The following is a 25,771-nucleotide window of genomic DNA, read 5'->3' as shown; positions in this document are numbered from 1 at the left end:
CTATTTGGCCCGGTCACCGGAGTCACCGCCGACCCGCCGGGGGCTCAGCCCAACGCGCGGCGCAGCCGCGGCGCGCGCAGCAGCACCCGGCACGCGTAGCGCACCTGAGCCCAGCGGCCGCTGCGTGCCGCGGCGAGGTCGTGCAGCTCCGAGAGGAACAGCTCGGCGTACTCGGCTCTGCTGCCGGCCGGCAACAGCGCCGCGGCGCAGGTGGCCGTGATCCGCGAGAAGGCGATCACCTGCGTGCGCGTGGTGCCCGGGCCGGCCCAGCCGGACCAGCGCGGGCGGCGCGTGCCGAACCCGTGGTCGGTGAGCACGCCGAAGACATCGGCGCGTGCGGCGTCGAGCTGGTCGACCAGTTCGGTCACGCAGCGGCGGGCGAGGTCGTGGTCGGCGCGGTCGGTGCCCTCGGCCACCAGGGCCAGCGAGCGCCACGCGTAGGCCTGGGCGTTGCCGAGCATCGGCCCGAGGTCGGCGGGACTCGCGAGATCGGCGAGCACCTCGAGGTCGCGGCACAGGTCGCGCAGCCGGGCCGAGGCCAGCGGGCGGTCGACCATCCGGCGGGAACTGCTGAAGTGGGGCAACAGGTTCGCGGCGACGTCGTCGTGGGTTCGGCCGAGCAGGCGGTCCAGGCCGAGCAACAGGTCGAGCGGGGCGGTCATCGGGCCTTTCCTGGGAGGCCGGGGCGCTGCCGCACGAGTGTGGTCACGGGGCGTCTCCCAAGGGGCGCGGGTGCTGCCGCGCGAGTGTGGTCATCGGGAGTCTCCCGAGGGGTCGGGGCGCAAGCGCGCCAGTGTGGTCGCGGGGTGTTTCCCGAGGGGCCCGGGCGCTGCCGCGCGAGTGTGGTCACGGGGTGTCTCCCGGGAGGCCGGGGCGCAGCCGCGCGAGTGCGGTCGCGGGGTGTTTCCCGAGGGGCCCGGGCGCTGCCGCGCGAGTGTGGTCATCGGGAGTCTCCCGAGAGTCCGGGGCACAGCCGCGCGAGTGTGGTCACGGGGTGTTTCCCGGGAGGCCGGGGCGCAGCCGCGCGAGTGTGGTCGCGGGGTGTTTCCCGAGGGGCCCGGGCGCAGCCACGCGCGTGCGGTCACCGGGCGTCTCCCGAGAGGCCCGGGCGCAGCCGCGCCAGTGCGCCCGCCGAGGTTTCCGCGCGGTGCAACGCTTCGCGGGCCGCGGCGAGGCCTTGCGGGTCGAGGCGGTAATAGCGCCGGCGCGGGCGGCCGGCAGCCGAGGGGTCCGTTTCCTCCCAGCGCGACCGCAGCCAGCCGGCCTTCTCGAGCCGCGCGAGGATCGGGTGGATCGTGCCGCTGCGCAGTCCCGCGGCGGCGCAGATCTCGAGTCCGTAGAGCTCCCGGGTGGGCTCCCGCAGCAGCGCGTGCAGCACCAGCTGGGTCGGGAGGGTCATCCGCGGACCGGCCATGCATGAACTCTACCTAGCCCCCGGCCAGGAGAGGAAGCCCCGGCGTCCGGGTGGCGTTCGGCGAGTGGTCTGGACATTTCACACATTGGTCCAGACAATAAGCGTCTCCCCGCCGAAGCCGGAGGTGCGCGATGAGGCGTTCCCGACTGTCCGTGTTCCTGGCCGCCTTCGTGGTGGCCCTGGCCGGGCCGGCGGTGGCGCCCGGGAGTGCGGGCGCGGCGAACCTGCTGGCCAACCCGGGCTTCGACAGCGGGTCGACGGCGGGGTGGGAGTGCACGGCCGGAGCGACGACCGTGGCGTCTCCGGTGCACGGGGGCGGCGGGGCGCTGGCGGTCACGGCGTCGGCGTCGGACACGGGCCAGTGCAGCCAGACGGTGGCGGTGCGGCCGAGCACGACGTACGCCGTGGAGGCGTGGGTGCGGGGCAATCCGGTGTACCTGGGGGTGACCGGAGGGCCGTCCACCTGGACGGGAGCGGGTGACTACACGCGGCTGGCGTTGTCGTTCACCACGGGCGCGAGCCAGACGTCCGCGCAGCTCTACCTGCACGGCTGGTACGGCGGCGGCACCTACTACGCCGACGACGTGAGCCTCGACGGGCCCGGCGGCGGGACGCCCGGTGCGCCGGCTGCCCCGGGCGCGCCGAAGCTCGGCGCGGTCACCAGCACCTCGCTCGGCTTCGCCTGGACGGCGCCGGCCGGCACCGTCACCGGCTATCGCGTGTACGAGGGCACTGCGCTGCGCACCACCGTCACCGGCACCTCGGCGACGCTCACCGGGCTCTCGCCGTGCACCTCGCACAGCTACACCGTCACCGCGTACAACACCGCGGGGGAGTCACCGCGCAGCGCCACGGTGTCGGGCAGCACCGGTGGCTGCACGAACGTCGGCCTGCCGAAGCACTCGCTCATCGGCTACCTGCACGCCAGCTTCGCCAACGGCTCCGGCTACGTCCGCATGGCCGACGTGCCCGCCGCGTGGGACATCATCGACCTCGCGTTCGGCGAGCCGACCACCCCGACGTCCGGGGACATCCGCTTCAACCGCTGTCCCGCCACGGAGTGCGCCGGCGTGGAGAGCGACGCCGACTTCATCGCCGCGATCCGCGCGAAGCAGGCGCAGGGCAAGAAGGTGCTCATCTCGATCGGCGGCGAGAAGGGCCAGGTGCAGCTCACCACCACGGCCGCACGCGACGCGTTCGTGAGCTCCGTCTCGGCGATCATCGACAAGTATGGCCTCGACGGGCTCGACGTCGACTTCGAAGGCCACTCGCTCTCGCTGAACCCCGGCGACGCCGACTTCCGCAACCCCACCACGCCGGTCGTGGTCAACCTGATCTCCGCGCTGAAGACGCTGAAAGCCCGCTACGGCAGCGGTTTCGTGCTCACGATGGCGCCCGAGACGTTCTTCGTACAGGTCGGCTACCAGTTCTACGGCGGCAAGTCCACCACGGCCGACCCGCGCACCGGCGCGTACCTGCCGGTGATCGACGCGCTGCGCGACTCGCTCACGGTGCTGCACGTACAGGACTACAACTCCGGCCCGGTCATGGGGCTGGACAACCAGTACCACACCATGGGCGGCGCCGACTTCCACATCGCGATGACCGACATGCTCAAGGCCGGCTTCACCGTGGCCGGCGGCACGTTCTTCCCCGGCCTGCGCGACGACCAGATCGCGGTCGGCGTGCCCGCCACCGGAAGCGCGGGCAACGGCTACACCTCGCCCGCCGACGTTCAGACCGCCCTGACCTGCCTCACGAAGGGCACGGGCTGCGGCGGCTACACCCTGCGCGGCGGCCCGCAACCCGGCCTGCGCGGGCTCATGACCTGGTCGATCAACTGGGACCACTTCTCCGGCTGGGCCTTCCAGAACGCGCACGCGCCGTTCCTCGACACCCTGCCCTGAGACCGACGCGACATGGCCGGGCACCGGCGATCTTCGGCAGACTGGGCACCACCGCCGAAGATCGTGAGGAACCCCGATGGACCTGAAGCTGCGCGGACGGCGCGCCCTGGTGACCGGCGCGTCGAAAGGCATCGGCGCGGCCGTGGCCGAGGCGCTGGCCGCGGAGGGCACGCACCTGCACCTGGCGGCCCGCAGCGGTGACGCGCTCGAGGCCCTGGCCGTGAAGCTGCGCGAGAGCCACGGGGTCGAGGTGACCACACACGCCGTGGACCTGCGGGAAACCGCCGCTCTCGAACGCCTCGCCGCCGCCACGGCCGACGCCGACATCCTCGTGAACAACGCCGGCGACATCCCCAGCGGCACCCTCGACCAGGTCGGCGCCGACCGCTGGCGCCACGCCTGGGACCTCAAGGTCTTCGGCTACGTCGACCTCACCCGCCACGTCTACGCCCGCCTGCGCACCCAGGGCCACGGCGTGATCGTGAACGTGATCGGCGCCGGCGGCGAACGCCCGAAGCCCGAGTACATCGCGGGCGGCGCCGGCAACGCCGCCCTGATGGCCTTCACCCGGGCGCTGGGCGCCGAAGGCCCACGCTCCGGCGTGCGCGTGGTCGGCGTCAACCCGGGCCCGGTCGCCACCGACCGCATCACCACGATGCGCGCGGCCAACCCCGACGTCGCCGCGAGCTTCGCCGCGCTGCCGTCGGGCCGCGTCGCCGAGCCGGAGGAGGTCGCGGACCTGGTGACGTTCCTGGCCTCCGGCCGCGCGGCCTACATCAGTGGCACGATCGTGACGATCGACGGCGGTCTGTCGGCGGCGCAGTAGCCAGCACCATGCCGGGCCGGACCGCGCCACCCTCCACAGTGGACTAATCAGCGTCCGGATACCGCGTATCCAGCGAAACGGCCTCCCACGCCGCCAGATCCGCGAGCTGCTGCTCCAGCTTGGCCCGGATGCGCGTCACCGCTTCGGGTCCCAAGGGCAGCCGCAGCGGGGCGTCCGGAGTGTCCACGAGGGTGAGGATGGCGGCGGCCGCGCGGGCCGGGTCGTTGGGCTGCCGGCCGTCCTGAGCGGAGAACTGGTGGCGCAGCCGGCCGGCCGGGGTGGGGTCGTAGTCGGGGATCGGGGCGGCGAAGGTCATCGAGCGGCCGGCGAACTCGGTGCGGAACGGGCCCGGCTCGACGATGCTCACCCGGATCCCCAGCGGCCCGACCTCGCCGGCGAGGGCTTCGGACATCCCTTCCAGCGCGAACTTCGACGTCGCGTAGATCGCGTGTCCCGGGTTGCCGACGACGCCGCCCACCGACGAGAGCTGCACGATGTGCCCACTGCGCCGCGCGCGCAGGTGCGGGAGCACGGCGCGGGTCACGGCGAGCACGCCGAACACGTTGGTCTCCATCACCGCGCGGGTCTGCTCGTCGGTGAGTTCCTCGAGCGCGCCGATGAGCCCGTGGCCCGCGTTGTTCACGAGCACGTCGATCTGCCCGTACTCGGCGATCGCCGCCGCCACGGCCGAGCGGATCGAGGCGGGGTCGGTCACGTCGAGCCGGGTGACGAGGGCGCGGTCGGCGAGGTCTTTCACCGCCTCGACGTCCCGCGCGGTGGCCACCACGCGCTCGCCCCGCGCGAGCACGGCCTCGGCGAGCACGCGCCCGAAACCGGCGCTCGTGCCGGTGATGAACCAGACCCGGGTCATGTCTTCTCTCCTCGGTTCGCGGTATCTTGAGTCTCAAACTAAACTACCTTGAGACTCAAGGGAACAGGGGCGTAGTGAACGAAGACTCGGTCGGCGCGGGCCTCGCGGCGTGGTTGCGCGTGATGCCGCCCGGTGTCGACGCCGACGTCGAGGCCGCGCGGCAGCGGATCGGGCGGCTGTCGCGGCAGTTCGAGCTGGTGCTGGGGCGCGCGGCGGCCGCCCACGACCTCACGCCCGGAGACTGGCAGGCCCTGTCGGCGCTGCACCGCTCCGGTGAGCCGCCCGTGCTCACGCCCAAGGAGCTCGGTGATCTGCTGGGCGTGACGTCGGGCACCGTGAGCGTGCGCATCGACCGGCTGGCCCGTGCCGGCCTGGTCGAACGCGTCGCCGCCGCCGACGGGCGCAGCCGGCCCGTGCGACTCACTCGCAAGGGTCGCGCGCGCTGGGCCGCCGCCACGAAACAGCGCACCGACGACGAACACGGCCTCTTCGCCACCGCCCTCGACGCCGAGCGGTTGACCGCCCTCAACGCTCTGCTCGCCGACCTGCTGGCCCGCTTCGAAACCGAGTTCGGTCCGGCGTCCACAGTGGACCGGCTCGGGGGTGACGCCTGAGCGCACCCCGGCGCCCCGACCCGGCCGGACCCGGTGCTTGACCTGGAGCGCGCTCCAGGTGCGACGCTGGACCCGTGGATTCCTACTCACCCGCCGAAGTGACCGCCCGCACCGGGTTCAGCGTCGACACCCTCCGTTACTACGAACGCGTCGGCCTGTTGCGCGACGTGCACCGCACCGCGGGCGGGCGCCGCCGCTTCACCGAGGACGACCTGCGGTTCCTGCACCTGCTGCGGTGCCTGCGCGACACGCACATGCCGATCGCCGAGATGCTGCGTTACGTGGAGTTGCTGCGCGCGGGCGACCACACCCAGGCCGACCGGCTCGCGGTGCTGCAGGAGCACGAGAAGCGCGTGGCCGAGCAGCTGGCCCGGTTGCGCGGGCACCAGGAGCACATCCGGATGAAGATCGCCCTCTACAGCGGGGCCGCGGAACCGACCGTTCCGGAAGAGGCCGGCGTCGAAGGTCTCGCCACCGTCTGACCTGAGCCGGTGGAGCGGCGCGCGCCACCCCACCGGCCCGGGACTCAGTTGAGCAGACCGTGCGGGTCCAGCACGTACTTGCGCGCCGCGCCCTGGTCGAACTCGTGGTAGCCGCGCGGCGCCTCGGTGAGCGCGATCGGTGTCGCGTTCACGGCTTTCGCGATCTGCACGCGGTCGTGCAGGATCGCCATCATCAGCCGCCGGTGGTACTTCATCACCGGGCACTGGCCGGTGGTGAACGCGTGCGACTTCGCCCAGCCGAGGCCGATGCGGATCGACAGCGAGCCGTGGCGCGCCGCCTCGTCGCCGGCGCCCGGGTCACCGGTCACGTACAGGCCGGGAATGCCGAGCGCGCCGCCCGCGCGGGTGAGGTCCATCAGCGAGTTCAGCACCGTCGCCGGGTGCTCGGTCGCCGATTCGCGCCCGTGCCCGCGGGCCTCGAAGCCGACGGCGTCGACCCCGCAGTCCACTTCCGGCTCGCCGAGGATCTCCGCGATCTGGTCCTTCGGGTCGCCCTTCGACACGTCGACGGTCTCGCAGCCGAAGCTGCGGGCCTGCGCCAGCCGTTCGGCGTTCAGGTCGCCCACGATCACCGCCGCGGCTCCGAGCAGCTGCGCCGACGCGGCCGCGGCCAGCCCCACCGGGCCCGCGCCCGCCACGTACACCGTGGAACCCACCGTGACCCCCGCGGTCACGCACCCGTGGAAGCCGGTCGGGAAGATGTCCGAGAGCATCGTGAGGTCGAGGATCTTCTCCATCGCCTGGTCCCGGTCCGGGAATTTCAACAGGTTCCAGTCGGCGTAGGGCACCATCACGTATTCGGCCTGGCCGCCGACCCAGCCGCCCATGTCGACGTAGCCGTAGGCCGAACCCGGCCGGTCCGGGTTCACGTTGAGGCAGATGCCGGTCTTGCCTTCCTTGCAGTTGCGGCAGCGCCCGCACGCGATGTTGAAGGGCACCGAAACCAGGTCGCCCACCTTGATGAACTCGACATCACGGCCGGTCTCGATCACCTCGCCGGTGATCTCGTGGCCCAGCACCAGTCCCTGCGGTGCGGTGGTGCGGCCGCGGACCATGTGCTGGTCGGAGCCGCAGATGTTGGTCGCGACGTTCTTCAGGATCACGCCGTGGGAGGTCTCGCGACCCACGTTGGCCGGGTTCACGCCCGGTCCGTCCTTCAGCACGAAGCCGGGGTACTCGATCGTGTCGACCTCGACCTTGCCCGGACCCACGTAGGTGACCGCTTTGTTGCCTGCCATGAGTTTCTGGCCGCCTTTCCTCGTTCGCCGGTGAACAGGTGGCGCGGCGCGGGGTTTCCCCGTCACGTCAGGCACTCCATGCTAACCGCGTCGGCGTGTCCGGCGCGCTGACTTGCCTGCGGCCGCGAGGGTCGGCAAGATCGACCGCGGCGGGGGGCCGGTCGTGCGGACCTTCGGCATGAGGAGCAGGCGTTGGAGATCGTCGAGTTCACCCCCGAGCGTGAGCAGTACGCGTGGACCTTCGGCGGGGTCGCGCCGATCCGGACGGTGAAGCCCGGAACGGTGTTGAAACTTTGGACCGAGGACGCGTTCAGCGGCCGGCTCCAGAGCGCGTCGGACAAGCCGAGCGAGAAGCTCGACATGCGGGAGGTGAACCCGCAGACGGGTCCGTTCTTTGTGGACGGGGCGGAACCGGGTGACACGCTCGCGCTGCACTTCGTGGACCTGGAACCGGCGCGCGACTGGGCCGCGTCGGCGACCATCCCGTTCTTCGGCGGCCTCACCGCCACCGACCGCACGGCGATGCTGCACGAGCCGCTGCCGGAGCTGACCTGGATCTACCAGCTCGACCGCGAGAAGCAGGTCGTGGTGTTCGAGGCGCTGCGCGGCGACTTCCGGGTGGACCTGCCGGTGGAGCCGATGCTCGGCACGGTCGGGGTCGCGCCGGGCGGGCGTGAGGTCCGCACCTCTCTGGTGCCGGACATGTTCGGCGGCAACATGGACACGCCGGAGATGAAGGCGGGCGCCACCTGCTACCTGGGCGTGAACGTGCCGGGCGCGCTGTTCTCGGTCGGCGACGGGCACTACCGCCAGGGTGAGGGCGAGGCCTGCGGCACGGCCGTGGAAGGCGCCATGAACGTGACGCTGATCGTCGAGCTGATCAAGGGCGGCGCGCCGGTGTGGCCGCGGATCGAGCAGGACGAGAACTACGTGGTGGTCGCGTCGTCGCGGCCGCTGGAGGACGCGTGGCGCTCGAGCCAGCACGGCATGATCGGCTGGCTCGGCGAGCTCTACGGCCTCGACCCGCTCGACGCCTACCAGCTGCTCACGCAGATCAGCCAGGCTCCGCTGGCCAACGTCGTCGACGCGAACTACAGCGCCGTCACCAAGATCGCCAAGCGTCTGCTGCCCACGGGCGAGGCCTACGGCGGAATGCACCGGTACCTGCGCGAGCAGGCCGCGAAGCTCTAGGAGGAAAACGCATGGATCTGCGGCTGGCCGGGCGTAAAGCCCTGGTGACCGGCGGTACCAAGGGAATCGGGCGCGCCGTGGTCGCGTCGCTCGCGGCCGAGGGCACGTCGGTGGCGTTCTGCGCACGCACCGAGTCCGAGGTGCGCGCCACGGAGAAGGAGTTCCGCGACGGCGGGGCGACGGTGTCGGGCGAAGCGGTGGACGTCGCCGACGCCGCCGCGCTCACCGCGTGGGTCGAGCGCGCCGCGACCGAGCTGGGCGGCCTGGACATCGTGGTGGCGAACGTCAGCGCGCTCTCGATCGGCCCGACCGAGGAGAACTGGCGCTCGAGCTTCGAGGTCGACCTCATGCACACCGTGCGGGTGGCCGAGACCGCGATGCCGCACCTGGAACGCAGCGAGGCCGCCTCGATCATCGCGATCTCGAGCGTCTCGGGCCGCGAAATCGACTTCGCCGCGCCGGCGTACGGCACGATGAAGGCCGCGGTCGTGCACTACATCCAGGGCCTGGCCCTGCAGCTGGCCCCGAAGGGCATCCGCGCCAACACGGTGTCGCCCGGCAACACCTACTTCGAGGGCGGCATCTGGCACAGCACGGAGAGCGGCAACCCCGACCTGTTCTCCACCGCCCTGGGCCTCAACCCGATGGGCCGCATGGGCACACCGGAGGAGATCGCCTACGCGGTGACCATGCTGGCCAGCCCGCTCGCGTCGTTCATCACCGGCACCAACCTGGTCGCCGACGGTGCGCTGTCGCGGGGTGTGCAGCTCTAGCTGTGATGTTCAGGGACGTTGTCTTGGGTTGAGGTGACTGGTGGCGGCCTGTCGTACTGACAGGTGAAGGCCTCCGGTTGTGAAGTGGAGCTGTCGAGGAACCGCTTCACCCACTGGAGGCCTTCGTGTCCCACCCTAACGCCACCCTGACCCCACGCACCCGGCTACGACTCGCTCGCCTGATCGTGGAACATGGCTGGACTGCCACCGCGGCAGCGAAGATGTTCATGGTCGCGCCCAAGACTGCCACGAAATGGGCTCGCCGCTACCGCGCCGAAGGCGCAGCCGGGATGACTGATCGCAGCTCACGCCCGCATCACAGCCCAGCCCGCGTCCCCGAGCACCTGGTGCGGGCAGTAGTGCGGCTGCGGTGGCGCAAGCGGCTGGGTCCGGTCCAGATCGGCGGCCGGGTCGGCCTGCCCGCCTCCACCGTGCATGCGGTACTGGTGCGCTGCCGGATCAACCGCTTGTCCCGGATCGACCGGATCACCGGCGAACCGCTGCGCCGCTACGAACACGATCACCCCGGCTCTCTGATCCACGTCGATGTCACCAAGTTCGGCAACATCCCCGACGGCGGCGGACACCGCTACGTCGGCCGGCAGCAAGGCGAGATCAACAAACGAGCTACCCCGGGCCTGCCCCGCGGCGCGGACCGCAAGCCCCGAACCGGCACCGCCATGCTGCACACCGTCATCGACGACCACTCCCGCGTCGCCTACGCCGAAATCCACACCGACGAAACCGCCGCCACCGCCGTCGACGTCCTCCGCCGGGCAGTGGCCTGGTTCGCCGAGCGCGGCGTCACCGTCGAACGGGTCCTGTCCGACAATGGCTCGGCCTATCGCTCGCACGCCTGGCGCGACACCTGCACCGAGCTGGGCGTCATCCCGAAACGGACCCCGGCCCTACCGGCCACCGACCAACGGGAAGATCGAACGCTTCCACCGCACCCTGGCCGATGAGTGGGCATACGCCCGCTTCTACCCGTCAGAAACCGCGCGGCGGGCCGCGTTACCAACCTGGCTGCACTTCTACAATCACCACCGACCCCACAGCTCAACCAGCGGCAAGCCACCCATCACCCGACTAACCAACCTCCCTGGACACCACAGCTAGCTCTCAGTTCTCCTCGCCACGAGGGTTTCCGGTGCCCCGGGTGTTCGCGCCCGGGGCACCGAGCTGTCTGCGCAGGAAGTCGAGCCCCGTGGTGGTCATGGCTTCGCGTGTGCGGAGGCCGTAGGCGTGGCCGACGTCGTCGAGCCACCGGAACTCGGCGTCGGCACCCATCTGCCAGTAGGTGGACACGAGGGTCTCGCTCTGCGCGATGGGCACCACGTCGTCGGCGGTGCCGTGCACCGCGAGCAGCGGTGCGGCGTCGGCGGTCACCCGGGTGAGCGGGCTCGTGGCCGCGGTGTCGAACGGTGTGTTCGGCGGCAGCCGGCTGAAGTCCGACGGCGCGCTCCACGCCACCACCGCCTGCACGCCGCCGCTGACGGCGAGCAGCACCGCCAGGTGCCCGCCCTCGGCGTGGCCCCACGCGGCGAACCGGTCGGGGTCGAGCGCCGGCGTGGTGCGGTGCGCCCGCAGCCACTGCACGGCGGCCGTCACGTCGGGTAGCCCGGCGGGTCCGAAGTGGACCTCGGCGACGGCGAACCCTTCGGCGGGCAGGCGTTCGGCGAGGTACCGGCCCATCGCCGCGTGCGCGGGCGCGCCGCCGCGCACGAACACGACCACCGGCCAGCCCGCCGGGGGAGGCGGGCCGGCCGGCACGGCGAGCGCGAGTTTCGGCGGCGCGGTCCGCGGGGCGAAGGGCAGCACGGGGGTCACGCCGCCGACTATCACCCACGGCCGGGTTGAACCGGTAGCCGTACCAGGAAGCGGGAAACCGGCCGGATTCGGGACAGCCGTCACAGAGCGAACGCGATCGAGCGCACGATCACGGCGGCGAAGAACACCACCGTGAAGGCGAGGTCGATCGACAGTCCGCCGGCCCGCACGGGCCGCAGCACGCGGCGCACGGGCGCGATCACGGGTTCGGTCGCGCGGTGGCTGTAGTAGCGCGCCTTGCCCAGCCAGGGCGGCCCGCTGGTCGCCATCCGCGTCCAGTCCAGGATCATGCGGGCGATCAGGACCAGGATGAACAGGGTCAGCAGGTACCCGACCAGCGTTCCGATCAGGCTCATCACACACTCCTCAAGGTGGGTCGTTCACCTGGCTCAACGCCGGGAGTGCCCGCGGAGTGTCCCGTTTGCCGGAGTTCTCAGCGAGTTATCAGCGAGTGGTCAGCCCGGCACCACCGTGACCAGCGGCTGGAGCACCCGCTCGAAGCCCACGAGGCGGCGCGAACCCGTGATCGACACCGCCAGCACGGTGTGCGCGACGGCGCTCGACGGGCCCACGTGCAGCTCCACCGGCCCGGTGTCGACGATCCGGTCGCGGGCCCGGCCGGTGTACGACGTGAGATCCGCGTGGAGATCCAGCTGCACCACGCGCGTCGCCCCGGGCGGGAGCGCCACCCGCGGCGCGGCGATCAGCTGCCGCAGCGGACGCGCGACCTCGGCCACGGGGTCGTGGAGGTAGACCTGCACGACTTCCGAGATCTCCGTGTCGTGCGGATTGTGCAGCGTCACGCTCACCCGGCACGAGCCGTCGGCCGGCCACGCGGCCGGGCCGGTGACCGAAACCCAGGTGGCCGGGTGGTAGGCGAGGCCGTGGCCGAACGGGAACACCGGCGTCGGGTCGATCGAGCTCACGTCGCTGCGCGCGGCCAGGGCCGCGGCGAGGTAGGTCGACGGCTGGGTCGCCCCGGCGGCCGGGAAGCTCACCGGCAGCCGGCCCGAAGGCTCGACCGCGCCCGTGAGCACCCCGGCGAGCGCCGCCGCGCCCTCTTCGCCCGGGTAGAACCCGCACACCACGGCCGCCAGGCGATCGACCTGGCGCGACAGCTCGTAGGGCCGGCCCGACAGCAGCACCAGCACCACGGGCGTGCCCGTGGCGAGCACCGCTTCGAGCAGTTCCTCCTGCCGGCCGGGCAGCCGCAGGTCCGCCGCGTCACAGCCTTCGCCGGACGTGCCGCCGCCGAACAGACCCGCGCGGTCCCCGAGCACGGCGACGCAGACGTCCGCCGCCGCGGCCGCCTCTACGGCCGCGGCGAGGTCCTCGTCCGAACCGTCGGTGACGCCGCAGCCCTGCGCGAAGGTGAGGTCGAACGACTCCCGCAGCGCCTCGGCGACCGTCGGGACGTCGAGGCCGAACGGCACGTCGGGATGGTGCACGCCGACGTGCATCGGGAACGAGTAGCAGCCGAGCATCGCGCCCGGCTCGTCCGCGCGCGGACCCACGACCGCGAGCCGAACACCGGAACGCAGCGGCAACGCTCCGGTGTTCGACAGCAGCACCACCGACCGCTCGGCGAGCTCCCGGGCGAGCGCCCGCGACTCCTCGTCGTCCAGCGCCGTCACGGCCGGGTGTGGTGACCAGTCCGGGTCCAGCAGGCCCAGCTCCACCTTCTGCGTGAGCACGCGGTGCAGGGCGCGGTCCACCAGGGACTCGTCGACGCTGCCGTCCGCCAGCGCGGCCACGAGCGGCCCGCCGTAACAGTCCACTGTGGGCAGTTCGACGTCGATGCCCGCGGCCAGCGCCAGCCGCGCGGCCTCCTGCGGTCCGGTGGCGACGTGGTGCAGGGTGTGCAGGAACGCCACGGAGAAGTAGTCGGCCACGACGGTGCCGGTGAAGCCGTAGCGGTCGCGCAGCAGCGTGGTGAGCAGTTCCGGGTCGGCCGCGGCGGGCACTCCGTCGAGGTCGGTGTAGGCGTTCATCACCGAGCGCGCTCCGGCGCGCAGGGCGTGCTCGAACGGCGGCAGCAGCACGTCGGCGAACTCGCGCGGCCCGATCGAGACCGGTGCGAGGTTGCGGCCGGCCTTCGACGCCGAGTAGCCCGCGAAGTGCTTGAGCGTGGCGACGATCCCGGCCGACTCGAGCCCGGCCACGTAGGCCGCGCCGATCGTGCCCACGAGGTACGGGTCCTCGCCGATGGTCTCCTCGACCCGGCCCCAGCGCAGGTCCCGCGCCACGTCGAGTACCGGCGCCAGCCCCTGGTGCACGCCGAGCGCACGCATCGTCTTCCCGATGCGGAAAGCCATGCGCCGCACCAGCTCCGGGTCGAAACTCGCGCCCCAGCACAGTGGCGCCGGGTACACCGTGGCCTGCCACGCCGCGAGGCCCGTGAGGCACTCCTCGTGCACCATCGCGGGGATGCCGAAGCGCCCGCGGGCCACGATCTCCTCCTGGGTCCGTGCGAGCCCTCGCGCGCCGATCTCCGGGTCGACCGGCCGGGTGCCGAACGCGCGGGTCAGCTGACCGACACCGTGCGGCACGAGCGCTTCCCAGTCCGGCGGGTCCTGCGCGAAGTCGTGCTGGTGCGGCGCCACCTCGCCGCCGGAGTCCATGCCGACCCAGATTCCCGACAGCTGCGCCACTTTCTCCCGCGCGGACAGCCGGGCCACGAGGTCGTCCACCCGCTCGGCGACCGGCAGCCGCGGGTCGCGCCAAGGTTCGCTCGCGGCCTCGGCGGGCCGGTCGGCTCCGGTGGTCACGAGTCGGTCCGCGGCGGCGCGCTCGACGAGCGCACCACCAGTTTCGTGTCCAGCACCACGGGTGCACGCTCCTCGGTTCCGCCGTTGATGAGTCCGATGAGGACGGTGATGGCGCGGTGGCCCATTTCGCGGATGGGCTGCTCCACCGTGGTGAGCGGGGGAGTGCACAGGGCCGATTCGGGGATGTTGTCGAAACCGACCACCGACACGTCGTCGGGCACCCGCAGGCCCAGCGCCGCGGCCGCGTCCAGGGTCGCGAGGGCGGAGGTGTCGTTGGCGGCGAACACGGCCGTCGGCCGGTCCGGGCGCGCCAGCAGTTCCCGCGCCGAGGCGCCCGCCAGCTCGCCGTCGTAGTCACCGGCCACGACCAGGGTTTCGTCCACCTCGACGCCGGCCGTGGCGAGCGCCCGCCGGTAGCCGGTCTCCCGCAGTTGCGCCGACTGCAGATCCGGCCGGCCCGCGAGCAGCGCGATCCGCCGGTGCCCCAGCGCGAGCAGGTGCTCGGTCGCCAGCTGCGCGCCGCGCAGGTTGTCGGAGACGATCGCCGGCAGTGGCGAGCGGCCGGTGTGCGGATCCACCGCCACCACCGGAGTTCCGGGCAGGCCTTCGAGTTCGGCCGCGGGGGTCACGAGCACCGCGCCGTCGACGAGCGTGCCGCTCAGGCGCGACAGGTACCGGCGCTCCCAGCCCTGCGGATCACCGGTGCGCCCGCCGGCCGAGTACACGACGAGCTCGAACCCGGTGCCGCGGATCGCGTCCGCCGCGCCCTTGAGCAGCTCGGTGCTGAACGGCTCGAGGTCGGCCACGAGGATGCCGATCACGTTGGTCTTGTGGTTGCGCAGGCTCTGCGCCACGAGGCTCGCCTCGTACCCCAGCTCGTCGATCACGGCACGGACGCGCGCGAACGTGTCGGCGGCGACGCCGTAGCGCTGGTTGATCACCTTCGAGACGGTCGCGACCGACACTCCGGCTTGGGCGGCGACGTCACGGATCGTGACACGGGAACGGGGCTGCACCGGCCCAGACTAGCGATGTAAAACGTTATCGACAACGATTGACACGGGAATTTCGGACGCGCAGACTCTTCGCCATCCCGGGCGCCGTCACGCCCCGTCCAACTCGGCCGAAGTCGTCAGGAGTGGATCCGTCATGCGTCCCAGCCGGAGATTCCCCCTCGCCGCGCTCGTCGCGGCAGCCGCGCTCGTGCTCTCCGCGTGCGGGGGAGGTGGCGACGAGCAACCGGCCGCCGCGTCGGGACCGGTCACGCTGACCTGGTGGCACAACGGCACCGCGGAACCCGTGCGGTCGCTGTGGCAGCAGGTCGCCGACGACTACCACAAGGCGCACCCCGACGTGTCCTTCACGGTGCAGCCGATCCAGAACGAGGAGTTCCCGACGAAGGTGCCGCTGGCGCTGCAGTCGAGCACTCCGCCGGACCTCTACCAGCAGTGGGGTGGCGGCGACGAGGCCTCGCAGGTCGAGTCCGGCCGCGTGGCCGACCTGACGTCGTCGGTGCAGAACTGGATCGCCGGGGTCGGCTCCACGGCACAGGGCTGGCAGGTCGGCGGGAAGCAGTACGGCGTGCCGTACGTGCAGCACATCGTCGGGTTCTGGTACCGCAAGGACCTCTTCGCCCAGGCCGGGATCGCCGCGCCGCCGACGACCATGGCGGACTTCTCCACCGCCGTCGGCAAGCTGAAGGCCGCGGGCATCGCGCCCATCGCCCTCGGCGGCAAGGACCGCTGGCCCGACGCGTTCTACTACGACTACTTCGCCGTGCGCGAGTGCTCCACTCAGGTGCTCAAGGACGAGATCACGGCCGTGAAGCTGCAGAACCCGTGCTGGGTCAAGGCCGGTCAGGACCTGCAGGGTTTCCTCGCGACACAGCCGTTCCAGACCGGGTTCAACGGCACGCCGGCGCAGCAGGGCGCGGGCAGCTCGGCCGGTCTCGTCGCCAACGGCAAGGCCGCGATGGAACTGCAGGGTGACTGGGACCCGAGCACGATGTCCGCGCTCACCGACGACAAGCAGCTCGACAGCAAGCTCGGCTGGTTCCCGTTCCCGTCGGTGCCCGGCGGTGCGGGCGACCCCGCGGTGCTGCTCGGGGGCGGTGACGGCTTCTCGTGCACCACACGCGCGGCCGCCGCGTGCGCCGGTTTCCTGCAGTACCTCACGAGCACGCCCGTGCAGCAGAAGATCGCCGAGGCCGGCTCGGGCCTGCCGGTGAACGCCGCCGCGGTGGCGTCGCTGAAGGACGAGTCGCTCAAGGCCGTGGCCGAGCAGGCCCGCAAGGCGTCGTACGTGCAGATGTACTTCGACCGCGCGTTCCCGACCGCCGTCGGGCAGGCGCTCAACGACGCCGTCGCGAACCTGTTCGCGGGGCAGGGCAACCCGGAAGCGGTGGTGCAGGCCGTGAACCAGGCCGCCACCGGGAACAAGTGATGGCGGCTCCCGCCCCGGCCCGGGCGGTCCCCAGGACCGTCCACAGTGCACCCCGGCGCCCCGTGCGGCGCCGGGGCCGCACCCGGCTCGAGCTGGCGCTGCTGCTCGGCCCCGCGCTGGTGCTGTTCGCCGGGTTCGTGCTCGTGCCCATCGGCATCGCGCTGTACTACAGCTTCTACTCGTGGAACGGGTTCGGTCCGCTCACGGACTTCGTGGGGCTCCAGAACTACGCCGACGCGTTCGGCGGCGCGGTGTTCCGCGGGGCGATCTGGCACAACGTGGTCATCGCCGTGCTCTCGATCGTGGTCCAGCTGCCCCTGAGTATCGGCCTCGCGCTGCTGCTCGACCGCAAGCTCAAGGGCCGCACGGTGCTGCGGATGGTGGTGTTCGCGCCGTACGTGCTGTCGGAGGCGATCACCGCCGTGATCTGGCTGCTCATGCTGCAGCCCAACGGTTTTGTGGACGAGCTTCTGCGCGGGGTGGGCCTGGGCGGGCTCGTGCACCAGTGGCTCGCGGACCCGGCTCTCGTGCTCTACACGCTGTTCGTGGTCATGACGTGGAAGTACCTCGGGTTCGGCATCATCCTGCTCCTCGCGGGCCTGCAGGGCGTGCCGCCGGAGCTGCGGGAAGCCGCCTCGCTCGATGGCGCCACCGCGTGGCAGACCACCAGGCACGTGGTGCTGCCGCTGCTCGGCCCGACGATCCGGATCTGGGTGTTCCTCAGTGTCATCGGTTCACTGCAGCTGTTCGACCTCGTGTGGATCATGACCCTCGGCGGGCCGGCCAACGCGTCGACCACGATGGCCACCTACCTCGTGGACCACGGCTTCAAGCGCTACGAGTTCGGCTTCGGCAGCGCGGTCGCGGTGGTGCTGTTCGCGATCTGCTTCGTGTTCGCCCTGGTCTACCAGCGGTTCGCGCTGCGCCGTGACACCGCGGGCGCCCTGACCCGGGCGGTGAGCTGACGTGGCGGGCCGGCGCTGGGGCCTGGTCGCGGGGTACGCGGCCGCGGTCGTCGTCGTGGTGGTCACGGTGGTGCCGCTGCTGTTCGTGGTGCTCGGCGGGTTCCGCACCAACGGGCAGCTCAACACCGATCCGGCGGGCCTGCCGGGCCCGTGGGTGTGGGACAACTACCGCAGCGTGGTCACCTCACCGGACTTCTGGCGGTTCCTCGGGAACAGCGCGCTCATCGCGGTGATCGCGACCGCGCTGGCCGTGAGCCTCGGTTCGATGGCGGCGTTCGCTTTGTCGCGCTACGCCTTCAAGGGCCGCGAAGCCGTGTATGTCCTGTTCACGCTCGGCCTGCTTTTCCCGCTCGGCGTGGCCACGCTGCCGCTGTACCTGTGGTTGCGCCAGCTCGGGCTGCTGGAGAACCCGCTGGGCGTGGCGATCCCGGAGGCGGCGTTCTCGCTGCCGGTGACGATCGTGATCCTGCGCCCGTTCATGCACGCGGTGCCCGGCGAGCTCGAAGACGCCGCGGTGCTCGACGGCGCGAGCCGGCTCGGGTTCTTCTGGCGGATCATGCTGCCGCTCTCGGCGCCCGCGCTCACCACGGTTTCGGTGCTGGCGTTCGTCACGAGCTGGAACGCCTACCTGCTCCCGCTGCTGGTGTTCAACGACAGCGCGCACTTCACGCTGCCGCTGGGCGTGGCGACGTTCCAGTCGCAGTACTCGCAGGACACGGCGAAGGTGCTGGCGTTCACGGCGCTGTCGATGGTGCCGGCGCTCGGGTTCTTCGTGGTGGCACAACGGCGGATCGTGGGTGGGCTGACCGGGTCGGTCAAGGGCTGATCACTTGCCCCGCCCGGTGGTCTGCGGTGGAGTGAGGGGGCAGGCACCGTCGGCGGCAGGAGGTTCGCGTGGGTGAGCAGGCTGGAGAACGACCCGCTGGAGATCGACCCGCTGGAGAACGGCACGCTGGAGAACGACGCAGCGCGGCGTGGTTCGGCGCGTCGGGCCGGGCCGGGATGATCCACCGGTCGTGGATGCGGTCGCAGGGGTTCGGCCCGGACGTGTTCGACGGCCGGCCGGTGATCGGCATCGCGACCAGCGCGTCGGAGCTCGCGCCGTGCAACGTGCACCTCACCCGCGTGGCCGAGGCGGTGAAGCGCGGGGTGTGGCAGGCCGGCGGGTTCCCCTTGGCGTTCCCGACGATGGCCACCGGCGAGACGCTGATGCGGCCCACGGCCATGCTCTACCGCAACCTGATGGCGATGGAGGTCGAGGAGCTCATCCGCGCCAACCCGCTCGACGGGGTGGTGCTGCTGTCGGGCTGCGACAAGACCACGCCGGCGATGCTCATGGGCGCGGCGAGCGTGGACCTGCCCGCGGTGATGGTGACCGGCGGCCCGATGCTCAACGGCAAGTTCCGCGGCGAGGACGTGGGTTCCGGCACGCACGTGTGGAAGTTCGAGGAGGAGCTCAAGGCCGGGCGGATGAGCCAGGAGGAGTGCTTCTTCGCCGAAGGCTGCATGGCGCGCTCCAACGGCCACTGCATGACGATGGGCACGGCGTCCACCATGGCCTGCCTGGCCGAGGCGCTCGGCATGCAGCTACCCGGATCGGCCACGTGGCCGGCCGTGGACGCGCGGCGGTTCGAGACGGCGCAGACGGCGGGGCAGCGGATCGTGGCGATGGTGGAAGAGGAGTTGCGGCCCTCGGCGATCCTCACGCGCGAGGCGTTCGAGAACGCGATCCGCGTGAACGCGGCCATCGGCGGCTCCACCAACGCGATCATCCACCTGCTAGCGCTGGCCGGCCGGGTCGGGGTGCCGCTGGAGATGGCCGACTTCGACGCGCTGGGCCGCGACGTGCCGACGCTGGTGAACCTCATGCCCTCGGGCAAGTTCCTGATGGAGGACTTCTGCTACGCCGGCGGCCTGCCGGTGGTCGTGCGGCGCTTGGCCGAAGCGGGGCTGCTGCGGCCGGACACCTTGACCGTGACCGGGAAGTCGTTGGTGGACAACACTTCCGACGCCGAGTGCTGGAACGACGAGGTGATCACCGCGGTCACCGAACCGTTCCAGACGAAGGGATCCGGCACGGCGGTGCTCACCGGCAACCTCGCGCCCGAGGGCGCGGTGATCAAGCAGTCGGCCGCGTCGCCGGAGCTGCTCACGCACACCGGGCCCGCGCTGGTGTTCGACACGGCCGAGGACTACCACCACGTGGCCGACGACCCGGACCTCGAGGTCACGCCGGACACCGTGCTGGTGATCCGCGGCGCCGGCCCGAAGGGCTACCCGGGCATGCCGGAGGTGGCCAACGTGCCGCTGCCGACGAAGCTGCTCAAGGAGGGCGTGACCGACCTCGTGCGCATCTGCGACGGCCGGATGTCGGGCACCGGCTACGGCACGGTCGTGCTGCACGTGAGCCCGGAGTCGGCCGCCGGCGGGCCGCTCGCGCTCGTGCGCACCGGCGACCGGATCACGCTCGACACACCCGCGCGCTCCCTCACGCTGCACGTGTCCGACGAGGAGCTGGCTGCCCGGCGCGCCCAGTGGGAGCCACCGGAATCGCCGTACGTGAGCGGCTACACGTGGCTCTACACGCACCACGTGACCCAGGCCCACCAGGGCGCCGACTTCGACTTCCTGCACGGCTCCCGCGGCCCCGGCGTGCCGCGCGACTCGCACTGAAGGGCTCCGGATGACTTCCCTGGTCAAGACGGCCGCGGGCTGGTGCGTGCGTGACGCCGCGGGCACGGGTCTGCTGCCCGAGGGCACCACGCTCGGTTCCCTGCTGGCGCTGCCGGCCGACGAGCTGGCGGCGCGCGCGGCCGCGGTGCCTCGCTCGTCCGCGGTGCCCGGCGCCCCGCTCGCGCCGGTGGACGACGACACCGAGGTGTGGGCGGCCGGCGTGACGTACGAGGTGTCGCGCGCCGCGCGGATGGAGGAGAGCGGCGACGCGGACGTCTACGCGCGCGTGTACGAGGCCGAGCGGCCCGAGCTGTTCTTCAAGACGGTCGGCCGCCGGGTGCGCGGGCCCGGCGAGGCGATCGGCGTGCGCGCGGACTCGACCTGGGACGTGCCGGAACCGGAGCTGGCCGTGGTGGCGAACGCGGCGGGCGAGATCGTGGGCTACACGGTGGTGAACGACGTGAGCTCCCGCAGCATCGAGGGCGAGAACCCGCTTTACCTGCCGCAGGCCAAGAGCTACCGCGGCTCGTGCGCGGCCGGCCCGGAGATCGTGCTGGCCGACGCGGTCGCGGACCCGTACACCCTCGCCATCACCGTGCGCATCGACCGCGCGGGCGCGCCGTTGTGGTCCGGCGAGACCACCACCGCGCGGCTGCACCGCAAGCTGCCCGATCTCGTGGCCGCGCTCTACCGCGCCGACTTCTACCCACGCGGGGTCGTGCTGGCCACCGGCACGTCCGCCGTGCCGGGTCCGGACGTCACGCTCGAAGCCGGCGACGAGGTCACCATCTCGATCGACTCGGTCGGCACCCTGCGCAACCCGGTGCGGCGCGGGCTGTTCGCCTGAGCGGTTCAGCTGTCGGCGGTGGTGCGGGTGAACCACGCGGCCAGCGCGGAGCGCGGGCGCACGCCGAGCTTCGCGCGGATGCGTTCGAGGTGCGTGGCGACCGTGCGCGGGGCGATGCCGAGGCGGCGGGCGATCTGCTGGTTGGTGAGCCCGTCGGTCACGAGCGCCGCCACCGTGTGTTCCTGCGGGGTCAGACGGCCCTGACCGGTGGCGGCGAAGTGTTCACTCGCGTCGAGCGCGTACGCGACGGCGGCTGCCGGTGACACCCGCGCACCCGCCCGGGCGGCGGCGTGGGCCCGGCGGGGATCCAGCGCGGTGGTGGCCGTGGTGATCGCGGCCTGGACACGCCGGCGCCACGCGGGTTCGGCCACGGCACCCAGGCCGCGACGCCCGGACTCCGCGCAGGCGAAGAGCCCGAGCGCGCGTTCGTGGTCACCACGGGCGGTCAGCACGATCGCGACCCCTTCGGCGAAGTACGGCACCTTCAGCCCGTCCGTCGGATTGGTCACGAGCAGTGCCTCCACGAACCGGGCCTCGGCCGTCGGGTGGTCCCCGGCGGCGAGGGCGAGCGCGCCGGCGGTGTGCAGCACGCTCGCCAGCCGGCCGGGGGTCGCGTGCGCGCGGGCCAGCGGCAGGCCTTCGGCGAGCACCTCGCCGGCCGCGACCAGATCACCTCTTTCCAACGCGGCCCACGCGAGATCGTTGAGCAGCAAGGAGAGCACGGCCGGGTCGGCGAGGTCTCGCGCGATCGTGAGGGCCCGGCGGTAGTGCTCGCCGGCCTCCCGGTCCCGGCCCGACGCGCGCAGGCCGGCGGCGAGCAGGTCCAGGATCGAGGCGACGCGGGCCGGCCGGTCCAGAGAGGACTCCAGTTCCAGCGCGCGCTCGCCCAGCCGGAGTTGTTCGGCGTACCGGCCGGTGCGGTGCGCCGCCTTGCACAGCGCGGCGAGCAGCGAGGCGGTGAGGTCCGGCCGGTCTTCGACGTGCGGCAGCGCGGCGCGCAGCAGCTGCTCGCTCTCGGCGACGTTGCGGCCCAGCGCCAGCCACGACCGCGCGAGCCCGCAGGCCGCCACGGCCAGGCGGGCGTCGCCGCGGGCGGTGAGCCGGTCGATCGTGGCGAGCACCGGCTCGGCTCGCGCGACGAGCCGCCGGCACAGCTCGTCGGGCAGCAGGAACTCCGCGAGGTGGGGTTCGACCTGAGCCACGAGGTAGCCGGCCAGCAGGTCGAACGCGGCCTCGGTGCCGCCGGCCGCGTCGAGCCGCTCGCGGCCGAACGCGCGGGCGGACGCCCACAGCCGCAGGCCGGTCGTGCCGTCGGCCGCCGGCTCGGGCACCAGCAGCGACGCCGCCACCAGCCGGGCCAGCACGTCGGGCCCGGCTCCGAGCGCGGCCGCGAGCTCGGCGTCGAACGGGCCGGGCAGCACGGAAAGTCGCTGCCAGGCTTCGTGTTCGGCTTCGTCGAGCCGCCCGTGGTCGCGTTCGAGGTCGGCGCGCACCGACCGCTTGCCCGGCGCGAGGTCGAGCGCCGTGGTGAGGCCGTGGCGCGCACCGGCCGGGCCGAGCAACCGCACGCGCGGCGCCGCCAGCACCAGCGCGGCGGGCACGCCTTCGAGGAGCCGGCAGAGCTCGGTGAGGTCGGCCGCGGTCACGGCGAAACCCGGGTCGAGCAGGTGGAGCTCGCCGATGAGCAGCCGGGCCGCGTCGGCGGGGGACAGGCCGCGCAAGGGCAGCAGCTGCTCGCCGTCGAGACCGAGTGCCGCGCGGCCGGTGGCCACGATCCGCAGGCCCGGGTGGTCGCGAAGCAACCGTGTGATGAGCGTGGCCGCGTCGGGGCGCAGGTCGCAGCTGTCCAGCACGAGCAGGTCACCGGGATCGGGCGGTAGGGGGTCCACAGTGGACAGGTCGACGAAGATCGCGCTCGTGAGCTCGGCCGCGAGCCGGGTCTTGCCGATGCCGCCCGGGCCCGTGATCGTCACGAGGCGGTGCCGGGTGAGCAGCCGCCGCAGCGTCGCCAGCTCGGCGGCCCGGCCGACACAACCCGCGCCAGGACGGCGGGCTCGCACCCGGCGCCGGTAGGCGCGCTGCCGGCAGGCGCCGGAGCAGAAGCGGGCGCGCCGACCGCCCTGGGTGCCTGTGGCCGGCACGGCGGCGCCGCAGATGAGGCAGCGTGCGTCGGTCGGCATGGTCGGCACGTTAGCCGGAAGCCGTAACGCCCGATACGGCCGATTGTCGGTCTTTCACCTGCCGTTTCGTCACGCCCGGCAGGGCTGCCGACTGGGCCCGAACCGTTCCCCTGCCTACGTTGAGTTCACATATCTGCCAGTTATTCAGATACTTGAACAGGAGTTGCGGTGCTGCCTCCTTCACGGTCCCGGTTCCGGCTGGGCCGGATCTCCCTCGTCCTCGCCACGGTCACCGGCCTGCTCGCCACCTCCGCCGGTGCGGCCGGCGCCGCGCCGCAGCAGCCGCCGAAGTCGGTGTGCGAGCTGCCCGTGGTCTCGATCGCGTGCCGGCCCGACACGGTGGTGCTCGACGGCTCGCGCCTCACGAAGAACCGCGTCGGGCTGCTGCTCGGCGACAGAACCCTGCGCACCTCGCTCGGCGACCTGCTCGAGCAGGCCGACGCGGCGCTGGCCAAGGGGCCGTGGACGGTCGTGGACAAGGACCGCGTGCCGCCGAGCGGCGACAAGCACGACTACCTGAGCCTCGCGCCGTACTGGTGGCCGAGTCAGCCCGCGACGGCGGACAACCCGCAGGGCTGCCCGTACGTGCAGCGCGACGGCGTGCTCAACCCCGAAACCACGGCGGTGCCCGACAAGGCCGAGCGGCTCACCGCGTTCAGCTCGATCTACCAGCTCTCGCTCGCCTGGTTCTACACGCGCAAGCCCGAGTACGCGCAGCGCGCGGCGCTGGACCTGCGCACGTGGTTCCTCGACGCGGCCACGAAGATGAACCCGAACCTGAACTTCGCGCAGGGCATCCCGTGCAAGAACGACGGCCGCGGGATCGGCATCATCGAGTTCGCCTACACCTTCACCCAGGTGCTCGATTCCGCGCGCATCCTCGACGCCGGCGCGCCCGGCTGGTCGAAGTCCGACGCCCAGGGTATGCGCGGCTGGTCGGGCGACTTCCTGACCTGGTTGCGCACCAGCAAGAACGGCCAGGACGAGGCCGCGGCGACCAACAACCACGGCTCGTTCTTCGACATGCTCACCGCCGGCATCGCGCTCTACACCGGCGACAAGACGCTCACGAAGCAGATCGTGACCGGCGCCGAGGCCCGCCTCGACCACCAGATCGCGGCCGACGGCAGTCAGCCCGAGGAATCCACGCGTACCCGCAGCTTCCACTACCACACGTTCAACCTCGTGGCGCTGACCCGGCTCGCGCAGATCGGCCGCCACGTCGGCGTGGACCTGTGGGCTTACCACACGCCGCAGGGCGGCAGCCTGTTCAAAGCCGTGGACCACCTGCTGCCCGCGGCGACGGGTGGCGCGGCGCAGTGGCCGCTGCCGGACCTGAACTTCCTGCCGTACGCGGCGCTCGACAGTGTTCACGCCGCCGCCGACGCGGGGGACGCCCAGGCCCGCGCGGCCCTGCCGCACATCCCGGCGCCGCCGGGCGGTGATCTCTACCCGGTGCGCCCGGCCGCCGAGCAGCTCGACGACATCTCGGTCACCGGCTGACCCCAGCCCGACAAGCGGGGGACGGGGTGCGCCACGTCCCCCGCTTTCGGGTGCCGAGTAGGTCTTGTTATCAGACTCAGCACGTGGCACTGTTGGTTGGAAATTCCTACCGACGGAGGACTTGCCGTGACTGAGCTACCGCGCAAACTCGCCGATCACCCGTCGGTGCGGGCCGTGCTGGCGCGGGGCGAGCGGCCGCGGCCCGGGCCGATCGACGCGGCGTGGCTGCGGGAGGTGGCGCTGGCCGCGGGGGTCGACGACGTCGCGGCCGTGTCGCTGGAGCACCCCGACCTGGCGGGGGAGCGGCCGCACGCGCTGGCGGCCCTGCCCGGCACGCGCAGCCTCGTGTCGCTGGTCGTGCGGATGAATCGCGACAACGTGCGCACGCCCGCTCGCAGCGTGGCGAACCAGGAGTTCCACCGCAGCGGCGAGATCATCAACGAGGCCGCGCGCACGATCACCCGCGCGCTGCAGGACGCCGGTCACCGCGCGCTCAACCCGTCGGCGACCTTCCCGATGGAGATGGACCGCTTCCCCGGCCGGATCTGGGTGCTGGCGCACAAGACCGTGGCGGTCGCGGCCGGGCTCGGCGTGATGGGCTTGCACCGCAACGTGATCCACCCGAAGTTCGGCAACTTCGTGCTGCTGGCCACGCTGCTCGTCGACGCCGAGGTGACGGACTACGGTGAACCGCTGGACTACAACCCTTGTGTGGAGTGCAAGCTGTGCGTGGCCGCGTGCCCGGTGGGCGCGATCGCGAAGACCGGCGAGTTCGACTGGGCCGCCTGCTCCACCCACAACTACCGCGAGTTCATGGGCGGGTTCACCGACTGGGTCGAGACCGTGGCCGACAGCGCCGACGGCGCGGAGTTCCGCTCGCGCGTGACGGATTCCGAGAACGCGTCCATGTGGCAGAGCCTTTCCTTCAAGGCCAACTACAAAGCCGCGTACTGCATGGCCGTGTGCCCGGCCGGCGAGGACGTGCTCGGGCCCTACCTCGACGACCGGCGCGAGTTCCTGCAAACGGTGCTGCGGCCGTTGCAGGACAAGGAGGAGACGATCTACGTGACCCCGGGTTCGGCCGCGAAGTCGCATGTGGAGCGTCGCTTCCCGCACAAGACGGTGAAAGAGGTCCGCGGCCGCACGCCCTGACATCACCCGGACGGGCAAGCGGTTCTCACGCGTGCGCACGAAGGAGCGTGGAAGCCTTTCCGGCGAACCGGTCG

22 protein-coding genes and 1 pseudogene are annotated in these 25,771 nt (G+C 72.1%); 14 read left to right on the top strand and 9 right to left on the bottom strand.

The window, feature by feature from the left end; all coding sequences use genetic code 11:
* Positions 1–44: 44 nt before the first annotated feature.
* Together VSH64_RS16975 and VSH64_RS16970 are read right to left on the bottom strand one after the other, a co-directional pair.
* Positions 45–662, bottom strand: a complete 618-nt coding sequence (locus tag VSH64_RS16975; RefSeq protein ID WP_326836579.1) for a hypothetical protein — start codon at positions 660–662, stop codon at positions 45–47.
* A 419-nt stretch (positions 663–1,081) separates the two neighbouring features.
* A complete protein-coding gene (locus VSH64_RS16970; protein WP_326836578.1) occupies positions 1,082–1,414 on the bottom strand; it encodes a PadR family transcriptional regulator in 333 nt (110 codons plus the stop codon).
* Positions 1,415–1,545: 131 nt separating this feature from the next.
* On the opposite strand from VSH64_RS16970, the gene VSH64_RS16965 reads away from it, so the two are divergent.
* Entirely contained in the window at positions 1,546–3,321 is a 1,776-nt protein-coding gene (locus tag VSH64_RS16965) for a chitinase (RefSeq protein ID WP_326836577.1), read from the top strand.
* Positions 3,322–3,397: 76 nt separating this feature from the next.
* Positions 3,398–4,147 (top strand): short-chain dehydrogenase/reductase, encoded by a 750-nt coding sequence (locus VSH64_RS16960; protein WP_326836576.1) that lies wholly within the window; start codon positions 3,398–3,400, stop codon positions 4,145–4,147.
* 43 nt (positions 4,148–4,190) lie between these two features.
* On the opposite strand, the gene VSH64_RS16955 is transcribed toward VSH64_RS16960, so the two are convergent.
* On the bottom strand, positions 4,191–5,018 hold the full coding sequence (locus VSH64_RS16955; RefSeq protein ID WP_326836575.1) for an oxidoreductase: 828 nt from the start codon (positions 5,016–5,018) through the stop codon (positions 4,191–4,193).
* Positions 5,019–5,092: 74 nt separating this feature from the next.
* Here VSH64_RS16955 and VSH64_RS16950 point away from each other — a divergent pair, with 74 nt between their 5' ends.
* Positions 5,093–5,632, top strand: a complete 540-nt coding sequence (locus VSH64_RS16950; protein WP_326836574.1) for a MarR family winged helix-turn-helix transcriptional regulator — start codon at positions 5,093–5,095, stop codon at positions 5,630–5,632.
* Positions 5,633–5,706: 74 nt separating this feature from the next.
* Positions 5,707–6,114, top strand: coding sequence for a MerR family transcriptional regulator (locus VSH64_RS16945; RefSeq protein WP_326836573.1), 408 nt, complete (start codon positions 5,707–5,709; stop codon positions 6,112–6,114).
* Between the two features lie 44 nt (positions 6,115–6,158).
* Here VSH64_RS16945 and fdhA read toward each other — a convergent pair whose 3' ends face one another.
* Positions 6,159–7,373, bottom strand: coding sequence for a formaldehyde dehydrogenase, glutathione-independent (gene fdhA, locus VSH64_RS16940; RefSeq protein ID WP_326836572.1), 1,215 nt, complete (start codon positions 7,371–7,373; stop codon positions 6,159–6,161).
* Positions 7,374–7,565: 192 nt separating this feature from the next.
* Between fdhA and VSH64_RS16935 the strand changes: the two genes are divergently transcribed.
* From VSH64_RS16935 to VSH64_RS16925, 3 genes and pseudogenes are all read left to right on the top strand, one after another.
* The gene (locus tag VSH64_RS16935) at positions 7,566–8,564 is read left to right on the top strand and encodes an acetamidase/formamidase family protein (RefSeq protein ID WP_326836571.1); all 999 of its coding nucleotides are present in this window, start codon (positions 7,566–7,568) and stop codon (positions 8,562–8,564) included.
* Positions 8,565–8,575: 11 nt separating this feature from the next.
* Positions 8,576–9,337: an SDR family NAD(P)-dependent oxidoreductase gene (locus tag VSH64_RS16930; protein WP_326836570.1), complete on the top strand. Its 762-nt coding sequence runs from the start codon at positions 8,576–8,578 to the stop codon at positions 9,335–9,337.
* A gap of 125 nt (positions 9,338–9,462) precedes the next feature.
* Positions 9,463–10,456 (top strand): annotated as a pseudogene (locus VSH64_RS16925) (IS481 family transposase).
* A 3-nt stretch (positions 10,457–10,459) separates the two neighbouring features.
* Here the strand turns inward: VSH64_RS16925 and VSH64_RS16920 are convergent.
* The 4 genes from VSH64_RS16920 to VSH64_RS16905 form a co-directional block, all read right to left on the bottom strand.
* Positions 10,460–11,167, bottom strand: a complete 708-nt coding sequence (locus VSH64_RS16920; RefSeq protein WP_326836569.1) for an alpha/beta hydrolase family protein — start codon at positions 11,165–11,167, stop codon at positions 10,460–10,462.
* 80 nt (positions 11,168–11,247) lie between these two features.
* Entirely contained in the window at positions 11,248–11,523 is a 276-nt protein-coding gene (locus VSH64_RS16915; RefSeq protein ID WP_326836568.1) for a YggT family protein, read from the bottom strand.
* A 99-nt stretch (positions 11,524–11,622) separates the two neighbouring features.
* Positions 11,623–13,935 (bottom strand): beta-glucosidase family protein, encoded by a 2,313-nt coding sequence (locus tag VSH64_RS16910; RefSeq protein ID WP_326836567.1) that lies wholly within the window; start codon positions 13,933–13,935, stop codon positions 11,623–11,625.
* Positions 13,932–14,951: a LacI family DNA-binding transcriptional regulator gene (locus VSH64_RS16905; RefSeq protein WP_326836566.1), complete on the bottom strand. Its 1,020-nt coding sequence runs from the start codon at positions 14,949–14,951 to the stop codon at positions 13,932–13,934. The genes VSH64_RS16910 and VSH64_RS16905 overlap by 4 nt, the downstream gene beginning before the upstream one ends.
* 133 nt (positions 14,952–15,084) lie before the next feature.
* Between VSH64_RS16905 and VSH64_RS16900 the strand changes: the two genes are divergently transcribed.
* From VSH64_RS16900 to VSH64_RS16880, 5 genes are all read left to right on the top strand, one after another.
* Positions 15,085–16,377: an extracellular solute-binding protein gene (locus VSH64_RS16900; protein ID WP_326836565.1), complete on the top strand. Its 1,293-nt coding sequence runs from the start codon at positions 15,085–15,087 to the stop codon at positions 16,375–16,377.
* A 62-nt stretch (positions 16,378–16,439) separates the two neighbouring features.
* Positions 16,440–17,342 carry a carbohydrate ABC transporter permease gene (locus VSH64_RS16895; RefSeq protein WP_326836564.1) on the top strand — a complete coding sequence of 301 codons (903 nt, stop codon included), beginning with the start codon at positions 16,440–16,442 and terminating at the stop codon, positions 17,340–17,342.
* Between the two features lies 1 nt (position 17,343).
* The gene (locus VSH64_RS16890; RefSeq protein WP_326836563.1) at positions 17,344–18,168 is read left to right on the top strand and encodes a carbohydrate ABC transporter permease; all 825 of its coding nucleotides are present in this window, start codon (positions 17,344–17,346) and stop codon (positions 18,166–18,168) included.
* A gap of 176 nt (positions 18,169–18,344) precedes the next feature.
* Complete coding sequence (locus VSH64_RS16885) at positions 18,345–20,015, top strand: IlvD/Edd family dehydratase (protein ID WP_326836562.1); 1,671 nt, start codon at positions 18,345–18,347, stop codon at positions 20,013–20,015.
* A gap of 10 nt (positions 20,016–20,025) precedes the next feature.
* Entirely contained in the window at positions 20,026–20,862 is an 837-nt protein-coding gene (locus VSH64_RS16880) for a fumarylacetoacetate hydrolase family protein (RefSeq protein ID WP_326836561.1), read from the top strand.
* A gap of 5 nt (positions 20,863–20,867) precedes the next feature.
* On the opposite strand, the gene VSH64_RS16875 is transcribed toward VSH64_RS16880, so the two are convergent.
* Positions 20,868–23,042: a LuxR C-terminal-related transcriptional regulator gene (locus tag VSH64_RS16875; protein WP_326836560.1), complete on the bottom strand. Its 2,175-nt coding sequence runs from the start codon at positions 23,040–23,042 to the stop codon at positions 20,868–20,870.
* A 168-nt stretch (positions 23,043–23,210) separates the two neighbouring features.
* Here VSH64_RS16875 and VSH64_RS16870 point away from each other — a divergent pair, with 168 nt between their 5' ends.
* Positions 23,211–24,545 carry an alginate lyase family protein gene (locus VSH64_RS16870; protein ID WP_326836559.1) on the top strand — a complete coding sequence of 445 codons (1,335 nt, stop codon included), beginning with the start codon at positions 23,211–23,213 and terminating at the stop codon, positions 24,543–24,545.
* Positions 24,546–24,671: 126 nt separating this feature from the next.
* The gene (locus tag VSH64_RS16865; protein ID WP_326836558.1) at positions 24,672–25,697 is read left to right on the top strand and encodes a 4Fe-4S binding protein; all 1,026 of its coding nucleotides are present in this window, start codon (positions 24,672–24,674) and stop codon (positions 25,695–25,697) included.
* Positions 25,698–25,771 lie beyond the last annotated feature (74 nt).

Origin of the sequence: Amycolatopsis rhabdoformis, from assembly GCF_035918295.1 — a bacterium.
Taxonomy (GTDB): Bacteria; Actinomycetota; Actinomycetes; order Mycobacteriales; family Pseudonocardiaceae; genus Amycolatopsis; species Amycolatopsis rhabdoformis.
The sequence above is the reverse complement of the archived record's forward strand: the minus strand, read 5'-3'. Positions and strand labels throughout refer to the sequence as shown.